Genomic DNA, 16,834 nt, shown 5'->3' with positions numbered 1-16,834 from the left:
GCCATTGCCAATCAATCATGGCGGATGATAAGAACAATGCTTGAGTATAAATGTGATTGGTATGGCAAAAAATTGATCATTGTAAATCCATTCAAAACAAGTCAATACTGCGCAGAATGTGGCTATGATGATGGTAAACATGAGTTGAACATTCGACAATGGGTATGTCCAAATTGCCATTCAAACAATGATCGTGACATCAATGCAAGTAAAAATATACTCAATAAAGGTTTGGAACAAGCCTTAGTAATATAGCTATGACCAATGCTAAAGGACTGAAATGTCTGGCGGTAAGTCAAGTGTTCCTAGAAGCTCGGTACTTTAGTGCCGAGTAGTTCACTTACTGCAGTTTAATCATTCTCATGTACATCAAAGGCTGATAAGAGCATTTCTTCAACTCCTGGTGCATCAGGATTATGTGAACCATGACCTTTGTCTAACTTAGTCATTGTTGCCATTTCTGAATCAGTTAATTCAAAATCAAATAAATCTAAATTGCTTTTAATTCTCGTGGCATGTGTCGATTTAGGTAGCACGATAATTCCTAATTGATTTTCAAAACGTAGAATCACTTGACCAGCATCTTTATGATATTTTTCAGCCAATTGTTTAATAATTGGTTCAGAAAATAACTCACTGTTTCCCTGGCCTAATGGACCCCAGGCTTCAATTTTAACATCAGCTGGAGCTAAAAGTTTTCGCAACTCTGTCTGTTGAAAATAGGGATTGAATTCAACTTGATTAACTGCCGGCATCGTCTTAAACTTTGGCACAAATTTTTGCCACAGTTTTGGTGTCATATTGCTGACGCCGATAGATTTGATCAGGCCTTTGCTTTTGCCTTCTTCTAAAGCCTCCCAAGCACCTTCAACGTCACCATATGGTTGATGTAGTAGGTAAAGATCAACATAATCTAAACCTAACTTTTTCAAAGAAGTTGCTAAACCTTTCTTAGCAGCTTCATAGCCATAATCTTGCAACCATAACTTACTTGTCACAAAAATATCTTTTCGATCAATACCACTATCCGCAATGGCACGTCCAACTTCTGCCTCATTGAAATAAGCTACGGCTGTATCAATATGACGATAACCGGCCTTTAATGCTTGTAAAACTGCTTGGTAAGTTGAACCATCACTTGGAATTCTGAAAACACCGAAACCAACTGCTGGAATCTCATTACCATCGTTCAATAAAATTTTTTCCATTATCATACCTCTTCCATATTTTAGTAGACAGGGCGAGTTTCACCTTGAGTGTCAGCATCAGCAATTCCGACACTGTCATTTTTCAAATAATCAAAATTATTAATAATTTTAACAATAACATCTGCCATGCTTTGACGGGAACCAGATACACCCAGATAGGGTTCATCCTGATGCGTAATTGTGTACTTAACTTCATTACGGTCATTCAACCATGGGAAACGTAAAGTTGTGTACGTTAAACCTGATTCACGTAAAAGTTTGTCAGCATTAATCGCTGCATCCAAGCCGCCCTTAACCATTTCACGATTCCAACGTCCATATTCGCCAGGAACTTCATTATATAGTCCCAATAAACTTGATTCGACAATTCTTTGAACATTATTTTCTTTCATAGACTTCAAAACATTTTTTGTAATAATGTTATCTTTAGTATGATCAACCATCGCAATATAGACTAAATCTTGTCCCTGCATAGCTGCATTCACTGCTGTGTAATCTGTAATATCTCCATCAATAATTTCAACGTTTTTGTTATTCTTTAAATTACTTAAACGACCACTATTACGCAAAAATAAGGTCAATTCAACGTCAGCCTGTTCTTTTAATAACCGAGTTTCAACTAATCGGGCAATCTGTCCATTAGCACCTAAAATCAAAACTTTTTTCAAATTAACTTACCTTCTTATTTTAATTTATTCAAACTAGAACCAAAAATTTGTTCAATTGTAACTGGATCACGGTGATCAAAAAATTGACTTTCTTTTTTATCAAGACTAGCAATTGTTTGCATCTCTTGTTCCGATAATTCAAAATCAAACACATCGATATTTTCTTCAATTCTATTCTTATGTACAGATTTAGGAATTACTACAATTCCGCGTTGTAAGAGCCATCTTAGAATCACTTGACCGTTGGTTTTTTGATATTTTTGACCAATTTCAGCTAAAACCTCATTCGTAAAAATATCGTGCTTGCCTTCAGCGAAGGGTGCCCAAGCTTCCACTGCAATATTCTCAGTTTGAGCAAAGTTCACTTCATTAGTTTGTTGATACCACGGATTAACTTCAATTTGATTAATAACTGGTTTAATCTCATTCCCAAGCTCAAGATTTTTCAGTTGATCAGCATAGAAATTAGAAACTCCAATCGCACGAATCTTACCAGCCTTTTGAGCCTCTTCCAAGGACCTCCAAGCTCCATAAACATCCCCATATGGTTGATGCAATAAATATAAATCTAAATAATCTGTTCCCAGATTAGCTAATGATGTATCAATTGCTTTTTGAGCTTTTTGGTAATTGGCATCCGAAACCCATAACTTTGACGTAACGAATAAATCTTCACGTTTAACGCTACTCTTTTTAATCGCATTACCAACTGCTGTTTCATTTTGGTAAGCTGCTGCAGTGTCAATGAGACGATAATCCGCATTGATAGCATCCACCACAGCCGTTTCACATTGTTTTAAATCAGTAATTTGAAAAACACCAAAACCCAATTGAGGCATTTCCAAACCATTATTCAGTTTAATTGTTTGCATATTTAATTGACCTCTTCGCTTAATTAATGATTTCATTCTAAAACCTGAGCTTACTTTTGAAAATTACTAGTTAAACATGCTACTATACGTTTAATGTATACTAAGGGGTAAAAAATGATTGAAAACTATCTATTAGAAGAATTAGTTACTTTCGCAAAATATAAAACTCTAGCAGCAACTGCCCAAAACTTGTCGGTAACTCAACCGACAGTTACTCGGGGTATGCAAAAATTAGAAGCAGAATTTGGAGTCAAATTGTTTAATCGGCAACCTAATCGTCTGGTTCTTACTAAAACAGGTCAATTGGCAGCGCAAGAGGCTGAGAAAATTCTGAATCAAAACCAACAAATGATTCTCACGGTACGTAAATTCGACAACAGTCAGAAGGTTGTTAAGGTTGCTTCAATTGCTCCTGGACCAATGATTGTCCTCAATCAGCTGACGTTGCCTAAAAGCGTTCAATTAAACAATGACTTTATTCACCAAAATACAATCATCGACAACTTAAAACAACATAACTTCTCGTTAATTTTTACCAATCAGGAAATAATGACTTCGGAAATCGAATCAAGATATATCGGTACAGAAAAATTATCAGTCAATTTGGATAAATTCACATATCTTGCTAACCAAACTAGCGTTACTTTCAAAGAACTTCAAGGAACCAGTTTTGTCGTACTGACAGACATTGGTGTTTGGAAACAAATTATTCAACAGGAAATCCCTGATGCAAAATTTCTTTACCAAAACCAAGTAGACTCATTTACCGAAATTACTAAATATTCCAATTTCCCCTATTTCAGCACTAATCTCTCTAAAATCGATTCGACACATCAAAACGACGATGATCGTGTCAATCTACCAATCAGCGATGAAAAAGCCCAAATGCCATTCTATGCTAGCTACTTAAAGGAACAACGACAGCTGGTTCAACCAATAATCAGGCAACTATCTGCTTCGTGGTTGTGAGCTTTTAGAGGGATCAAAAAATAGACCTTCCAAACTGAAATACACAGTTTGAAAAGTCTATTATACTTTAAAATTTCAAATTATTATTTGATGAAGCTTTCCTACCAAACGAACAAACCAACAAGGGCAGCTGATAGAAGTGATACCAAAATACCTGAAAGCAACATGTAACCAACGTTCTTAGAAATAACGTCGTTCTTTTCTTTATCGACGATTCCTTTGAAACAACCGATAATCATACCTAAGGTTGAGAAGTTAGCGAATGATGTAATGAAGACTGTTAACACAGCCTTGAAATGAGGATCGAAGTGGTTAATTGTACCAGTAACTTTACCCATAACTACAAATTCATTTGTAACTAACTTAGTACCCATGTATTGGGCCATTTGGAATGAATCATGACCATTTAATCCTAGTAACCATGCAAATGGATACATGATAATACCCAAGATATGTTCCAAAGTTAACCATGGATTAGCTAATTGGAGAATCTTGTCAATTAAAGCAGCTAAAGCAACGAAAGCAATAACATTCGCAGCGATAATCAAGATTAAGCGACCTGCGCCTAAAATTGAATCACCCAAGAATGAGAAGAAAGGTTCCTTCTTATCACCTTCACCTTGACCGTGTAACTTGGCGATAGTGTCTTCTTCTGGTGTAACAGTAACTGGATTTAACAAACTCGTTACGATGATTGAATTAATGATATTAATCGGAATCGCTGTCAAAATAAATTGGCCCGGCATCATTTGAATGTATGATCCGATAATTGAAGCTGTAACACAACTCATTGACATCATAGCCAAAGTAACATTTCTTTGAGCTTTAATTTGTTTCAATTGTAAACTTGAAACAGCCAATGCTTCTGTATTACCTAAAAACATCATTTCAACCGCAAAGAATGATTCGAACTTTGGTTGACCTGTAATGAATGACAAACCTTTACCGATCCATTTAATAATAAATGGTAAAACACCGATATAAGTCAAAATATCAAACAATGGTACGATCAATAAAATTGGCAACAATGCACTTGTTACAAAGTCCATACTCTTAACATGAACCCAACTTGGCAAAGCAAATTCAATTCCGACGTACGCAACTTGGACTAGCCAATTAAATCCATCAGCCGCTCCTGAAACAATTGCGCGACCAATATCAAAACTAGTTAAAAACCAAGCTAAGAATAAGTTCAAAACAACCATGATAGCAATTGATTTCCATTGGATATTTTTCTTATCCTTTGAGAACAAAAAGCCAATTGCTAAAAAGGCGATTACACCTATGACATTAACTACTAAGTACATACTCATATATACTTAACCCCTTTTTTTATTTGAAGCTCTGTATTAGTTAAATTTTTCACTTCTTTTTTATATTACATGGGGGCATACTTTTTGTAAATATTTTTTTACAATGATTTAACACTAAAATCGTCTTCATTTTAAAAATTATAGAATAGCTCTATAATGGTATTGTTAACGTTTCCAAAAGTATTCTTTATTTTAATATAATTAACCCTTTGAAAGTGAGGCTTTTCATTGAAATCTATTACATTTAACCATCAAAATACTTCGGCAATTGGTATTGGAACTTGGCATATTGGTGAAGGAAATAACAAGAAAACTGAATCAGAGATGGCTGCCATTCGTTACGGCTTAGACCATGGCATCAATGTTATCGATACAGCTGAGATGTATGGCGAAGGAAAATCTGAAACCTTAGTTGGCAACGTTATTAAAAATTACAATCGACAAGATTTCCAATTAATTTCCAAATTCTACCCTTATCATGCAACACCCAAACTAATTGAGGAAAGTCTAAAGGCTAGTCTCAAGCGATTACAAACTGATTATTTAGACCTTTATCTTTTACATTGGCGTGGTCAAACTCCGTTGGTTGAGACTGTTGCTGGCTTGGAAAGAATGGTCAAAGCAGGTTTAATTAGAAATTGGGGTGTCTCTAACTTCGACCGAAAGGACTTAGAAGAATTGTTAAGCATTCCCAATGGCGAAAATTGTCGAATCAATGAAGATCTTTACAATATTGGTAGCCGGGGAATTGAATACTCCGTTTTACCTTGGCAAAAGGAACATCATATGTCATTTATCGGCTACTCACCTTTCGGATCAGATGATAGCGAATATTTGAAGATTCAACCTATCGTCACTGAAATGGCTCAACAAAAGCACATCACCGTTCATCAATTACTATTAGGCTGGGTTTTGAGAAATCATAATTTACTCAGTATTCCTAAGACCGGTTCACCTGAACATATGGAAAGTAATATTGAAGCAGTTGACGTTACCTTTACAGCGGATGAATTAGAGCAATTAGATAAAGCTTATCCAGCACCAAAACATGAAGAAACATTGGAAATGATTTAAATGACACAATAGGACCTCTCCAAAATAATGGAAAGGTCCTATTTTTTAATTTACAAAATTTTTCTTAGTTAGGAAATAAAATGGTACAGCTATCAATAACGCCCCAAATCCCCAAACTAAATTGGAAATGCTTGTTTGCGCTAATAACCAAATAGAAACAGAAATCGCAACAATCGGAATCAATCCACCAAATGGTATCTTAAAACCTGATTGACGATGTTTCATTGTTTTTCGAAAAACTAATACGGCTAAACAACTTGGAATATATTGAGCAAATCTAGACACAGCACTGATCTGTACCAAAGTATTGAAGCTACCAGAAACGGCAACTAACAATCCTAATAGTGCTGAAATAATAATTGCATTATGTGGTACGCCAAAACGATTTTTATGTGTTAAAAATTGTGGCATCATACCGTGTTCAGCCATTGCAACGCCAAATCTTGGGGTAATGAACGACGTTGAAAAACCCACTCCACCAATTGACATCAAGGTACCTGCAGCAACTAAATAACTGCCAAAACTACCAACCATTTTTCCAAAAGCATCTTGTATTGGTGTGGTACTTTGAGACAATGACTTTCCTAACACGCCGATACAAACTGTTTGAACCAAAATGTAAAACGCAGCGACTGCTAAAATTACGATAATTAAAACTCGTGGCAAGTCTTTCTTAGGATTTTGCATCTCACCCGCTGCTACGACCGAGCTTTCAATACCGGTGAAAACGAAGAACATTGTCATTGCTGCTTTAGCAAAAGAACCTTTACTAGCCACAGATGCCGGTACCATTGGTGTAAAATTGCCACCTTTTATGAACCAGATACCAATAGCAATAAAGACCACTAAAGGCAATAGTTTTGAAACGGTCACCGTATTATTTAAAATAGATGCAACCTTAATACCAAATAAATTGGTCACCATCAACGTCAATGCCATCAGGGTAACAATAATATCTTTAGCAATTGGATTATTCAAAGCCGGAAACACACCTGCAACAGCTGTGGCAAAACCAACATAAAGCGTTCCTTCAGCAATAATTCGAATCGTCCATGTCACAAATCCAACTTCATAACCAACAAAATTTCCAAAAGCGGCTTTTGCATAAACATAAGCTCCACCGGTTTCAGAGAACAAACTTGAATCTTCAACAAAACATAGCCCAATCGTTAAAACCAAGACAGCATCAAAAGCTAAAACGAAAATACTAGCTGGTCCAAATAGCCGCATCCCTTCATTTGGTAATAGAAAAATACCTGATCCAATAATACTGTTGATTCCAAATAACAAAACGGTCCAAAAGCCCATTTTCTTAGATTTAGTAGTACTTCCTGCCGCTGGTGCAGCATCAATTGTAAGAGCTTGTTTCATGATTTCTACCTTCTATATATTTTCAGAATTTTTTGATTAGGTTGATTAAATAAGCTCTGTTCTGGCTGCTGGATCTGCTGAACGGGTTCAAGAAATTCTGACTGTAAAAGGCCACTAACTGAAAATTCACCACGTTCTAATCCCAAGACAGCTAGAGACAATTGTTCGATAAGCTTATTGGCTCTCATTAGAATGTTTGTGATGTTTTCAGTTAGTTTACTCATAAATTGGTTACCTCTTCTTTTTATTTTAAATTCAAGACTAGCACTCTGAAAATAGTTGTCAATTTTTCTATAATATTATTAATATAATTCTAATAAAAAAGATACCTGCCAGAAACTAAATTCTTCCGCAGATATCTCTTTTAAATTACTAACTCTTATATCAAACAATCAACTTATATACGATCAATAAATGCTTTAAATAGATCTAACTGACGAGAATCGTGTTGCCACATATTCTCCGGATGCCATTGAACACCTTGAATTGTCGCATCCGCATTTTCCAATCCTTCAATGACCCCATCTGGAGCTTCCGCAACCACTTTCAATCCAGTTGCAACGTCTTTAATGGCTTGATGATGACGTGAATTGACAAATACGTTGTCACTGATTGTCTTGAACAATTCTGAATCATGATTGACAGAAATAAAATGTGTCGGTTGATCACCGGGGGCGTCTTGATGGTGCTTGAGGACTTTTCCTGGAAATTGAGTATTCAAATCCTGATAGACTGTTCCTCCCAAGGCCACATTAATAATTTGAGTTCCCCGACAAATTCCAAAAATAGGTACCTTTTTAGCGACAGCCGTTCTGATTAAAGCAATTTCAAAAATATCGCGATTACGATTAGTTGCGCCCAACTGGGGAATTGGTTCTTCACCCATGAATGTGGGATCAATATCAGGGCCTCCAGGAATAATAATTCCATCTAATCGTTCAACTAAGCCATTAATTTGCTCTTTGGGGATATGTGGCAAACTGACGGGAATCCCACCTGCCGCTACTACCCCATCGACTGCTGGGCGTGGTACAAAATCCATTAGTTTTTGATTGATCACTGAAGTAGCTTCAGTATATATATCCGCAGTTATACCAATCACTTTGCTCATATATTTAGTCCCCTTTTCCATATTCAATTAAATCATTTAAATAATTTATTAACATTATTAAATATTTTCTAATTTAAATCCAGTGTTAAATGACTATTTTTCCAATAAATTTCATTTTTTCTAATATATAGACAAATCTGGAATAAAATAGATATATTTTTTAATATTTACTAGCAAAAACAGCTCAATATTTATCGTGCATCATTGAGACCAGCTTCTTGAGTGATTCTTTGAATATGAATGATGAAATATAATAGTTCTTTATTATTTAATTCTACCCCACGAGCATTTTTTATTTCTGCGGATACCTGTTTGGCAATTGATGTAGAGCCCGGATAATCTCGTTCCATTTCTAACTCAAATTTTCGATCAAATTTCGTATCAGCTGACATATTGTTGAGCCGTTGTTCCAAATACTGTAAATGAACCATGAAACGATCATAATAATTTCGATTACTCTTGGTTCGAAAAATATTGTTTTGTAATAAAACTTTTTTAATCAACTTAGTGAAATCAATTTCTTTGGTCAAATCAAGTTCACTGGTTTTATCATTAGTGTGAGCATTGATAAAATGTAAGGCCAAATTTCTAATTTCCGAACTTGGCAAATCAATTTCTAAATTTTGATTGATAATATTCACGCCGGCACTGGCAATTAAATATTCTTCAATATACTTATCACTCATATCCGGAATATGACTCGGCGTATAGTTTCCTTCCATGCAACGTTTATATGCTCCATAGATATGGTCACTGAGCGTGATATAAATATAATCTTGAACTAAATAATTAAATTGTTTTTTCGCATAATCAACAATTTCGTAAGTGGTAGTTACGACATCAATCGGAATATCTTTCAATAGGAAATAAAGATTCTTCTGTGAATCAACCGTATCTAAATAAAAAATCTTTTCAATCGCTGCACTATTGATCGTAGAACCTTTAGATTTATTAAAAGCAATTCCCTTACCCTTAATAATAGCGCGTTGGTCAGAATCCAATTCTACAACAGCAGTATTGTTGTTAAATATCTGTTTAATGATTAATTGCATAGACTTCCCCCTCATAGTAATTAATTATAAATGAAGAAGAATACTTAAAAGCAACTATAAAGCAAATTTTTCAATCGCTCTACCAACACCACTATGATTGTTATCAGACGTTACAAAATCAGCAGCGGCTTTTACTTCAGGAACGGCATTTTCCATAGCAACACCTTTACCAACTATTTTTAACATTGGCAAATCATTGTCGCGGTCCCCCATCGCAATTACTTCTGACAGATCAATCCCTAAACTTTTAGTTAGTTCTTTAATAGCAGTTCCTTTATTAACATGTTGTGGGAAAATTTCCAAAAAACCGACTCCAGTTCTGACAACAAAATAATCATGATCAAAACGTTTGTGAACAATGTCAGAAATATCGTCAAGTTCCGATTCATCACCATTAATGATAGCTTTAACAATTTCAAAATCTGCTGGCAAGTCATCGGGATCTTTGAGATATAAACCATTAGCATTCTCAAATGCCTGCATGATCGTATATTTATGTAGCCATTTCTCACCGCTTGTATAAGTATTACCATGATTATCAACGACGTTATAATGGAGTTGATGTTCTTTAACAAAATCGACAAAGTTGCGATAGAAAGTGTTACTTAGCATTTCCTGATAAATGATTTTACCATCCATATTCTCAATAATGGCACCACCATTAGTAATCATATACTGATTTTCACCTGTAATATCTAATTCTTTAGCGAACTTTATAACGGCGTTATGAGTTCGTCCAGAACACAAAACCACTTTAATATCCTTGTTTAAAGCGTCTTTAATTGTCTGCTTATTATAATCAGAAATAGTCTTTTTTGAAGTTAACAACGTATCGTCTAAATCCAATGCAATTAATTTATATGCCATCATTTTTCTCCTTTATTGTCATACTTCCATTGTAATATTATTCAACTGAAAAAGTTCCGGGATGAATTAATATCCCGGAACTTTTTTCACAATTTTCAACAGTTAATTTATTGTTTTTAATACTTAGGGGGAGACGGATATGCGGAATCCTGGACTTATTAAGGGCAATTCCCTCCCTTAATGATTAGTTGCATATACTTCCCCTCATAGAATTAATTATAAATAAAAGTGGATGCTTATGATTAATTAAAAAGCATATTTCTCAATTGCTATTGCAACCCCACTGTTATTATTATCAGCTGTTATAAAATCAGCGATTGACTTAATTGCAGGAACAGCATTACCCATTGCAATTTTTTTACCTGCTACTTTTAACATGGCTAAATCATTTTCCCCATCCCCTATTGCTAAAACATTTTTCAAATCAATATTCAAACGATCAGCCAAAGATATAATTGCAGTTCCTTTATCACCTTCCTTTGAAGAAATCTCCAAAAAACCATCACCAGTTCTAACAACGAAATAGTCTCGACCAAATTTTTCATGAACTTTTTCAGAAACATTATCGAGTTCGGCTTTAGTACCATTAATAATTGCCTTAATAATTTTAAAATCAGATGGTAAATCATTAGGCTTTCGCAAATACAATCCATTATCATTTTCAAATGCCTGTAAAACGGTGTATTTATCAATCCAATCATCTGTACTAGTATAGGTATTTCCAAACTCATCCACAACGTTATAATGAAGCTTATTCATTTGAACAAAATCAAAAAATGAGCGATAAAGTTTATTATCTAACATCTTTTTATAAAGTATTTTCCCTTGCATATTTTCAATAATTGCACCGCCATTTGTAATAATATATTGGTTTGAACCCTTAATGTTTAATTCATTAGTGTATTCCGTAACAGCGTTATGCGTTCTTCCCGAACATAAAACTACTTTTATTCCTTGACTCAGGGCTTGACCGATCACTTCTTTATTTCTATCTGTAATTCCACCATTTGAGTTCAATAGTGTTTCATCTATATCCAAAACAATCATTTTACAATACATTTATTTTCTCCATTATTAAATATTGTGTAGTAAAAAAAGTTCTGGGATAAATTAATATCTCAGAACTCTCCTTAATTTTTCAACGGTTAATGTCATTTTTAATACCTAGGGGAGACGGAAATAACGTCTCATATTAAAAACAAACTATTTGGTAGATGTTGTGATATTAAGGCCTGTTTTCATTAATATCACTGGGTAAATTACTATTTCAAATCTCAACTCGAGGAAAGTCTTAATTCAAAATCCGTGAAATCTATTTCATTGTATCTGATAATTCCTTAAACCATAAAGCACTAGATTTGACATATCTCTTTTGATTTTCAAAATCAACATAGAACAAACCATAACGCTTATTGTAACCATTAGCCCATGAGAATTGATCTTGAAGTGACCAAATGAAGTATCCATTAACATCAACACCTTCAGAACGAGCTTTGAGTAAAGCTTGCAAATGTTGATCTACATAATCAATACGTTTTGGATCATCAAAGATGTAATTATCTGGAGCATCGGCTGGTACTTGTTCCTTCATACCAATACCATTTTCAGTTATATAGATTGTCTTGCAATTCTTATACTCTTTATGAATACGCATCAAGACATCATACAATCCTTCTGGATAAATGTTCCAATCCCAATCAGTAGTTGGAATATCAGGGTTCTTAACACTTTCACAAACACCGTGGAATCTAAAGGAACTTGTTCCCTTATCACCTGTACCATTAAATGTGTTGCCACTTTCGCCATCATATGCTTTAACATATTGATTTTGATAATAATTCAATCCAAAGAAATCATTTTGAGTACTTGCTTTCTTTAAGATTTCCATATCACCTTCTTGAATATCCAAGTGTGCATCATTTTTATCAAGGATTTCATTAATCAATGACATTGTTTCTTTGCTATATTCGCCTAAGAAGGTTCCATCCAGCAAGAAACGATTAATAAAGGCGTCTTGAAGCGCTGCAGCATGACGATTCTCAGGAGTATCAACAATTGGATAAACTGGTTGAATAACATGAATCAATCCAATTCTACCTTTGCATCCCATCTCCTTGAACAAATTAACCACTCTGGCATGTGCCAATAGTTCATTATGTTCTGCCTGAATAGCACTTGAAACATCAAAATGATGATTTGGTGGGAAATTACCACCAATGTACTGTGATTGAGCTAAGGAAATCAATTCATTGATTGTAAACCAATTAGTTACTTCAGGGAATTCTTCAAAACAGAACTTTGCATACTCTACAAAGGCATCAATTTGTTTGCGATTTAACCAATCACCTTGATCAAATAATGCTTTCGGCGTATCAAAATGATGCAACGTTACATATGGTTCCACTCCGTCATCCAAACATTGTTTGAATAGCTTGTGGTAATATGCGACCCCTTTTTGGTTAGGTTCGCCAGTACCATCTGGAAAAATTCTTGACCAAGCAATCGAAACACGAATTGCGTTTAGACCATACTTTTTAGAGAGTGCTAAATCTTCTGGATAACGATTGTAGAAATCACTTGCGGGATCAGGGCTGAAACGACCTTGTTTCTTCAAATAATCGTCCCACATTGTTTTACCCTTGCCATCAACTGTAGTATTACCTTCAACTTGATAGGCAGCGGTAGCACCGCCAAGTATGAATCCTTTTGGTAATGATTTCACACGGTTAATCAGTGTCATTTTGTATCTCCTTCGTCTTTATTTTCATTATTTTGTAACTTATCAATAATGAAGCTCAAAGCTTTATCAGCATGTCTTGTTAAATCAATATATTGTTTACCAGTTGTAGTAATCATCTTAACATCGCTCTTGTCAGCTTCTTGTTTTAGAGAATCCTTCATAGCATCCATTTGTGGAGCTAAAACGGTAACATCCATATCTGGTAATAAGTCACTGTGAGCACCGTATGCAGCTGCGGCTGCTTCAACAGGCAAATCTTTTTCTTTAGCCATCTTATTCAATGCATTGGCAAGAATACCACTGGTACCACCACCAGCACAGATAACTAAAATGTTTAAGTTCTTCTTATCTTTTGTAAGTCCTAGAGGAATGTCACCAGCAGCTGTAGCAACTACGGCATCTGTAGCAACATTACTTGAATCATCTGAACTACCTTCAACACTAGCAACTTGATCTTTTTCAGCTTCTTCAGCAACTTTTTGCATATCATAAGCCTTAAAGAATGGGTAATAAACAACTGTATCCATAGCTAGCAATGCAACAACCAAAATCAAAGCTTGAATTGAGAATCCGACACCCATGTACAATCCGATAGGACCTGGTGTTGTCCATGGCAAGTTATAAATGAATCCATTCATTCCAAAATGATCAACAAATATCTTGAATAACCAAACGTTCAAAATAGGAGCACCAATAAATGGAATGAAGAATACAGGGTTCAAAATTAATGGAGCACCGAACAAAATAGGTTCGTTAACACCAAATGTAACAGGAATTGCTGCGGCACGACCAACGGCCTTCAATTCTTTTGATTTTGCCCAGAGAGCAAACATGTAAGTAATAACTAATGTAGCACCAGTACCACCTAATGTAGCAACGAAATATTGTGTACCTTGTGCAAGGATATTTGTAGCGTGTCCACCGGCTTGGAAGACCTTCATATTTGTTTCAACGTTTGTTAAGTAGATAGCTGTAACAGCAGGTTCAACAATTGATGGTCCTTGAATACCAATGAACCAGAAGAATGCCATAGCACCATAAACAATTGCTAATCCAAAGTAACCATCAGCAGCTGTGAACAATGGTGCAAGAACTTGGATAATCCATGCAGCTAAGTTAGTACCAGTTGCCATTCTGAAGAAGACATCAAATAGTCCAAAGAATGATGTTGATAATGCGAATGGAATAATATTAGCGAAAGCTGATGAAATATTCTGTGGTACTTGATCAGGCATCTTAATAGTGATGTGATTCTTGAAACAGAAGTAATAAAGGTTTGGAACAATAAAGCCAACTAAGAAAGCGGCTAGCAAACCTTTTGTACCCATGTAGCCTTCTGTAAAGTATAGACCTAATTTATTTGTAAATGGGTCTACAGCAACAAGCAAGAAAGCAATTTGTGAAGCAAACATTACAGATGCCGTTGGAATTTGATTAATCTTTGGCAAGCGTAAGTTTAAACTCTTAGTTAATGCTCTAGCAACATTGGCAGCAGCCATAAGTGATAGAACACCCATTGAGTAGTTGTAAATCTTCATCAATCCATCATTAACATTTGTAGGCCAATAAAAACCCCAAATATTAGGAACAGCCGAAACAAGAATGAACAATGACGAGAAGATGATGATTGGCATTAGAGAAATGAAACCATCACGAACCGCTTGTAAATAAATGTTGGCTGAGAGTTTCTTAAAAAACGGTTGTGCTTTTTCAATTTGTTTAACGATCGTATTCATAAGTACTAACCCCCCAGAGTTTGTTTTATTCGAATACTAAAATATTTCTAAATAATTAACGCTTGATATCTAATTTCTTTTCAATATTATTGATACGTTCATACTCATCGATAAAGAATTTGCATTGATCCATCAACATCATTGTTGTCATTAAAGTATCTTGACCATGAACCATGATGAATGTAACGTCCATATCCATACCACCTGCTTCATTAGCAAGTAATTTAGTTTGTTCATTGTGAGCATCGACAATTGATTGGTTAGCTTCTTCAACTAATTTCTTTGCTTCTTCAATCTTTCCTTCACGAGCATTGTCCAAAGCTTTAATCAAAGCTGTCTTAGCATCCCCCGCGTAAGCAACAATTGCGAATCCTGTCATTGAAATTTCTTCTTTTGTAACTGCCATAATAATTTACCTCTTACTTCGTAGTTTTTTCTTGTGTTAATCGTTGAATGTGAATTATGAAATACAACAGTTCATTACTACTGAGATTGGTACCTAACTTTTCTTGCAGATTGCTATAAATCTCCTTAGCAATCTTTGACGAACGTGGATACTCTTTTCTCATTTCTGATTCCAACTTATCGCTGAAATCTCTATCTTCACTGTCCTCATTATCAAGGCGTCCTGCTAAATACTGTAAATGAATCATAAAACGATCAAAATAATTTCCATTTCCGTCCATTCGGTAAATCTTATTCTTATTTAAAATCGTTGTAACAATATCGTTAACTTCTTTGGTGGTGTCTTCTTTTAAGTCACCAGCCGTTGATTCCTCACCTTTAGCATTGATGAAATGTAGAGCAATACTTTTAATTTCTGACTTTGGAAAGTGAACTCGTAAATTATGATTGATTACATCTAGTCCATGACTTGCAATCAAGTATTCGGTTGGATATTGGTCACTCATGTCGGGAATCAAGCTTTCTTGATATGTGTTAGCTAATAACCTTTGATACGATCCAAAAATATGATCACTCAATGTTATGTAGACATAATCTAAAATATTATAATTAAATTCTTTCTTGGCATAATCGATAATTTCGTAAGTAGTAGTAACAACATCAATGGGAATATCTTTGAGCAAAAAATATAAATTTTCCTGCGATGATTTTGTATTTAAATAAAAGATATTCTCAACTTTACTCGAATCAACTTGTCCACCTTTGGTCTTCTTAAAAGCGATTCCTTTGCCCTTTACAATTGCTTGGCGATTATCTCCTAGGTTGACTAACGCACTGTTATTGTTAAAGACTTGGGCAATCTCTACCATCCCATTACCCCCTTTCTGACAACAAAAAAGAGACCACCAACGTTTTTCTCCAAGATAGTCTTTTGACATATCATGGAAGAAAATACGTTGAGTGATCTCGCCTAATTTAATAGTAACAATTCACTGAAAATATATTCATCTTTCAACACAAATTAGTATATGACAGATATTTCATTTTGTAAACGGTTTCAGAGAATTATTTTCTAAATCATTTATTTATGATTTTCGAACCTCTTTGATAAACAGCTTAGGAGTACGCTTTGGATTGCTTTTTAATTACAAATATTTTTTATTATTTTTGAACCGTTATAACGGTATATTTTCTTTATTAAGCTTAGACATTTTATCGTTTCATCAAAATATTCTGCCTCATTTTTATAAATCATTATTTTAAAAGTACTTTTTACTAGATACCTATACATTAGATAATGAAACGGTTTCACAAAATACAGTTCCCTCAAATTAATAATTTTATCCATCAAAATTTAGCATCAGTTTTAAATAGTCAAGCAAAATACGAACTATTTACTATTTATTTACATAAACATTCATGTTATTCTTAAACATATAAAATTTAAG

17 protein-coding genes are annotated in these 16,834 nt (G+C 34.7%); 3 read left to right on the top strand and 14 right to left on the bottom strand.

Annotated elements, in window-relative coordinates; translation table 11 throughout:
• The coding region (locus FD31_RS02315; protein WP_157049139.1) for an RNA-guided endonuclease InsQ/TnpB family protein at positions 1 to 255 on the top strand (255 nt) is incomplete at its 5' end.
• A gap of 95 nt (positions 256 to 350) precedes the next feature.
• Here the strand turns inward: FD31_RS02315 and FD31_RS02310 are convergent.
• From FD31_RS02310 to FD31_RS02300, 3 genes are read right to left on the bottom strand one after another with little or no spacing between them, the layout of a single operon-like run.
• Positions 351 to 1,208 carry an aldo/keto reductase gene (locus tag FD31_RS02310; protein ID WP_147007256.1) on the bottom strand — a complete coding sequence of 286 codons (858 nt, stop codon included), beginning with the start codon at positions 1,206 to 1,208 and terminating at the stop codon, positions 351 to 353.
• A gap of 20 nt (positions 1,209 to 1,228) precedes the next feature.
• A complete protein-coding gene (locus FD31_RS02305; RefSeq protein ID WP_057891155.1) occupies positions 1,229 to 1,876 on the bottom strand; it encodes an NAD(P)H-binding protein in 648 nt (215 codons plus the stop codon).
• Positions 1,877 to 1,890: 14 nt separating this feature from the next.
• Positions 1,891 to 2,748, bottom strand: a complete 858-nt coding sequence (locus FD31_RS02300) for an aldo/keto reductase (protein ID WP_057891154.1) — start codon at positions 2,746 to 2,748, stop codon at positions 1,891 to 1,893.
• Between the two features lie 114 nt (positions 2,749 to 2,862).
• Here FD31_RS02300 and FD31_RS02295 point away from each other — a divergent pair, with 114 nt between their 5' ends.
• Positions 2,863 to 3,717: a LysR family transcriptional regulator gene (locus tag FD31_RS02295; protein WP_057891153.1), complete on the top strand. Its 855-nt coding sequence runs from the start codon at positions 2,863 to 2,865 to the stop codon at positions 3,715 to 3,717.
• Between the two features lie 101 nt (positions 3,718 to 3,818).
• Here the strand turns inward: FD31_RS02295 and FD31_RS02290 are convergent, their stop codons facing one another.
• The gene (locus FD31_RS02290) at positions 3,819 to 5,024 is read right to left on the bottom strand and encodes a NupC/NupG family nucleoside CNT transporter (RefSeq protein ID WP_057891164.1); all 1,206 of its coding nucleotides are present in this window, start codon (positions 5,022 to 5,024) and stop codon (positions 3,819 to 3,821) included.
• A gap of 234 nt (positions 5,025 to 5,258) precedes the next feature.
• Here FD31_RS02290 and FD31_RS02285 point away from each other — a divergent pair, with 234 nt between their 5' ends.
• Complete coding sequence (locus FD31_RS02285) at positions 5,259 to 6,104, top strand: aldo/keto reductase (RefSeq protein ID WP_057891152.1); 846 nt, start codon at positions 5,259 to 5,261, stop codon at positions 6,102 to 6,104.
• Between the two features lie 45 nt (positions 6,105 to 6,149).
• Here FD31_RS02285 and FD31_RS02280 read toward each other — a convergent pair whose 3' ends face one another.
• From FD31_RS02280 to FD31_RS02235, 10 genes are all read right to left on the bottom strand, one after another.
• Positions 6,150 to 7,475 (bottom strand): APC family permease, encoded by a 1,326-nt coding sequence (locus tag FD31_RS02280; RefSeq protein ID WP_057891151.1) that lies wholly within the window; start codon positions 7,473 to 7,475, stop codon positions 6,150 to 6,152.
• 5 nt (positions 7,476 to 7,480) lie between these two features.
• Entirely contained in the window at positions 7,481 to 7,699 is a 219-nt protein-coding gene (locus tag FD31_RS02275) for a hypothetical protein (protein ID WP_057891150.1), read from the bottom strand.
• Positions 7,700 to 7,872: 173 nt separating this feature from the next.
• The gene (locus FD31_RS02270) at positions 7,873 to 8,586 is read right to left on the bottom strand and encodes a gamma-glutamyl-gamma-aminobutyrate hydrolase family protein (RefSeq protein WP_057891149.1); all 714 of its coding nucleotides are present in this window, start codon (positions 8,584 to 8,586) and stop codon (positions 7,873 to 7,875) included.
• Positions 8,587 to 8,777: 191 nt separating this feature from the next.
• Complete coding sequence (locus tag FD31_RS02265; protein ID WP_057891148.1) at positions 8,778 to 9,638, bottom strand: PRD domain-containing protein; 861 nt, start codon at positions 9,636 to 9,638, stop codon at positions 8,778 to 8,780.
• A gap of 54 nt (positions 9,639 to 9,692) precedes the next feature.
• Positions 9,693 to 10,505: a Cof-type HAD-IIB family hydrolase gene (locus tag FD31_RS02260; protein WP_057891147.1), complete on the bottom strand. Its 813-nt coding sequence runs from the start codon at positions 10,503 to 10,505 to the stop codon at positions 9,693 to 9,695.
• 246 nt (positions 10,506 to 10,751) lie between these two features.
• On the bottom strand, positions 10,752 to 11,564 hold the full coding sequence (locus FD31_RS02255; protein WP_057891146.1) for a Cof-type HAD-IIB family hydrolase: 813 nt from the start codon (positions 11,562 to 11,564) through the stop codon (positions 10,752 to 10,754).
• Positions 11,565 to 11,817: 253 nt separating this feature from the next.
• Positions 11,818 to 13,245 carry a 6-phospho-beta-galactosidase gene (lacG, locus tag FD31_RS02250; protein ID WP_057891145.1) on the bottom strand — a complete coding sequence of 476 codons (1,428 nt, stop codon included), beginning with the start codon at positions 13,243 to 13,245 and terminating at the stop codon, positions 11,818 to 11,820.
• Positions 13,242 to 14,981, bottom strand: coding sequence for a lactose/cellobiose PTS transporter subunit IIB (locus FD31_RS02245; protein WP_057891144.1), 1,740 nt, complete (start codon positions 14,979 to 14,981; stop codon positions 13,242 to 13,244). Before FD31_RS02245 ends, lacG begins: the two co-directional genes overlap by 4 nt.
• Positions 14,982 to 15,036: 55 nt before the next feature.
• Positions 15,037 to 15,387, bottom strand: coding sequence for a PTS lactose/cellobiose transporter subunit IIA (locus FD31_RS02240; RefSeq protein WP_057891143.1), 351 nt, complete (start codon positions 15,385 to 15,387; stop codon positions 15,037 to 15,039).
• A 13-nt stretch (positions 15,388 to 15,400) separates the two neighbouring features.
• On the bottom strand, positions 15,401 to 16,255 hold the full coding sequence (locus FD31_RS02235; RefSeq protein WP_057891142.1) for a PRD domain-containing protein: 855 nt from the start codon (positions 16,253 to 16,255) through the stop codon (positions 15,401 to 15,403).
• Between the last annotated feature and the right edge of the window lie 579 nt (positions 16,256 to 16,834).

It is taken from the genome of Companilactobacillus nantensis DSM 16982, from assembly GCF_001435815.1.
GTDB lineage: Bacteria > Bacillota > Bacilli > Lactobacillales > Lactobacillaceae > Companilactobacillus > Companilactobacillus nantensis.
Note: the sequence above shows the minus strand (reverse complement) of the source record. Positions and strands in the feature narration are given on the sequence as shown.